The sequence below is a fragment of the Pseudomonas sp. Sample_24 genome (assembly GCF_004307605.1).
Taxonomy (GTDB): domain Bacteria; phylum Pseudomonadota; class Gammaproteobacteria; order Pseudomonadales; family Pseudomonadaceae; genus Aquipseudomonas.
The window spans coordinates 1-2,248 of the sequence record NZ_RCNW01000470.1 but is presented as its reverse complement, the minus strand read 5'-3'; the positions used below and the strand labels follow the sequence as shown (position 1 = coordinate 2,248).

Below are 2,248 nucleotides of genomic sequence, written 5' to 3'. Positions count from 1 at the left end.
AAGCGATTGCGGCGCTTGGCGCGGGTATAGCGCGTGCCGATAAAGATCGATAACGGTCTGAACATTCGCTGGGGCACCGTATAAAAATAAAAGACCCGAGGCCTGTTCAGGCCTCGGGTTTCAATCCGTCAGATGGGCGTCAGGCAACCTTCCTGCAAGTGCAGGACGCGGTCCATCTGGCGGGCGAGGTTCATGTCGTGGGTCACCACCAGGAACGCTGTGCGCATCGAGGTGCTGAGTTCCAGCATCAAATCCTGAATGCCTTCGGCGGTGTGTGAATCGAGGTTGCCGGTCGGCTCATCGAGCATCACCAGACCCGGATTGTTCACCAGAGCCCGGGCAATCGCCACGCGCTGCCGCTCGCCACCGGACAACTCGGCCGGTTTGTGCTCCAGGCGATGCCCCAGCCCCACCCGCTCCAGCAACGCCGTGGCACGCTGGCGCGCTTCGGGGATCGCAGTCTTGCCGATCAGCAGCGGCATGCAGACGTTTTCCAGCGCGGTGAATTCCGGGAGCAAGTGGTGAAACTGGTACACAAAGCCAAGCGCGCGGTTACGCAGCAAACCGCGCTTCTTCTCGCTCAGCGCCGAGAGTTCTTCACCGTCGAGCCAGACGCTGCCCGTTGACGGCGTATCCAGACCACCCAGCAAATTGAGCAAGGTACTCTTGCCCGAACCCGACTTGCCGACAATCGCTACACGCTCACCCGGGTGCAACTCCAGTTGCAGACCGGCCAGTACCTCAACCGACTCCGGGCCTTCCTCGTAGGACTTGCCCAGGCTGCGGCAGCTCAAGATTGCTTTTTCACTCATGCCCGACTCACTCATAACGTAGCGCCTCCGCAGGCTGGGTGCGCGCGGCACGCCAGGCTGGATACAGGGTGGCGAGAAAACTCAGGACCAACGCCGCAGAGCAGACCATCACAACGTCCTGGCTCTGCACCTGCGACGGCAGGTAATCAATGAAGTACACGTCGGCGTTGAGAAACTTGTGCCCGATCAAGCCTTCGAGGGCGGAGATCGCGGCACTGACGTTCAACGCGGCGAAGATCCCGACCACCGCGCCGATCGCCGTGCCGACCACACCGATGACCGTGCCTTGCACCATGAAAGTGCGCATGATCGTGCCCGGCGTGGCACCCAGCGTGCGAAGGATCGCGATGTCGCCCTTCTTGTCGTTCACCACCATCACCAGGGTGGAAATGATGTTGAAAGCGGCGACGGCAACGATCAGCAGCAGCAACAGGCCGATCATGGCTTTTTCCATGCGGATCGCCTGATACAGGTTGCCGTGGGTGCGCGTCCAGTCGCGGGCGTAGAAATGATCCTCGCCGAGCTCCCGGGCAATGTTCCACGCGGTACGCGGTGCCTGGAACAGATCATCGAACTTCAGGCGCAGGCCCTGGACCTGATCCGGTTTCCAGCGATGCAAGCGCGCCAGGTCCTGAAGGTTGGTGATGCCCAGGTAACCATCGAGTTCGCCCGCGCCAACGTGGAAGATGCCCACCACGGTAAAGCGCTTCATGCGCGGGAACATCCCGGCCGGGGTCACCGTGACTTCGGGCGCCACGAACGTCAGCTTGTCGCCAACCGCCGCACCGAGTTTCGCCGCGGCCTTGTCACCGATGACAATGCCGAACTCGCCTGGCACCAGGTCGTCGAGTTTGCCCTGCTGCATGAAGTGATCGATGATCGACACCTGACGCTCCAGCGCCGGGTCAATGGCATTGAGCAGTACTTTCGAGACCTTGCCGTTGTTGGTCAGCAAACCCTGCATTTGTGTAAATGGCGCTACGGCCGTCACCTGCGGGTTCTGCTTGACTTTGGCGGCCAGGCTTTGCCAGTCGCTGATGGCTTCACCGGATTCGATGGTCGCGTGGGGCACCATGCCCAGCACGCGGGTGCGCATCTCATGATCGAAGCCGTTCATGACCGACAGCACGACGATCATCACGACCACGCCGAGGGCGAGCCCGATCATCGAAGTCAGGGAAATGAATGACACAAAATGATTGCGACGCTTTGCACGGGTGTAACGCGTGCCGATAAATACGAAGAGAGGTCTGAACATGTCGGGGCTTGTTCGGAGGGAAAAGGAACGTCCTTGTGGCGGGGGTCGATAACCAGCTTTACACTCAGACCACCGCCGCTACCATGGGTTCGCCATGTCGACATTAGATGAAGAAGATCGCCGCGAATACTACCGTATCGAGGACACGATCGCACTGGAAATTCGGCCCCTGTCCGCT

General features: G+C 60.4%; 2 protein-coding genes and 1 pseudogene. 1 reads left to right on the top strand and 2 read right to left on the bottom strand.

The window, feature by feature from the left end:
* Positions 1–128: 128 nt before the first annotated feature.
* Entirely contained in the window at positions 129–812 is a 684-nt protein-coding gene (gene lolD, locus D8V06_RS27045; protein ID WP_177336614.1) for a lipoprotein-releasing ABC transporter ATP-binding protein LolD, read from the bottom strand.
* 7 nt (positions 813–819) lie between these two features.
* Positions 820–2,070 (bottom strand): lipoprotein-releasing ABC transporter permease subunit, encoded by a 1,251-nt coding sequence (locus D8V06_RS27040; protein WP_056857030.1) that lies wholly within the window; start codon positions 2,068–2,070, stop codon positions 820–822.
* 94 nt (positions 2,071–2,164) lie between these two features.
* Between D8V06_RS27040 and D8V06_RS27035 the strand changes: the two are divergent.
* Positions 2,165–2,248 (top strand): annotated as a pseudogene (locus tag D8V06_RS27035) (PilZ domain-containing protein); the annotation flags it as partial.

What these genes read in the sequence shown, in the direction of transcription:
- lolD (WP_177336614.1), bottom strand. Translation starts at nt 812, where the DNA reads ATGAGTGAAAAAGCAATCTTGAGCTGCCGCAGCCTGGGCAAGTCCTAC.
- D8V06_RS27040 (WP_056857030.1), bottom strand. Translation starts at nt 2,070, where the DNA reads ATGTTCAGACCTCTCTTCGTATTTATCGGCACGCGTTACACCCGTGCA.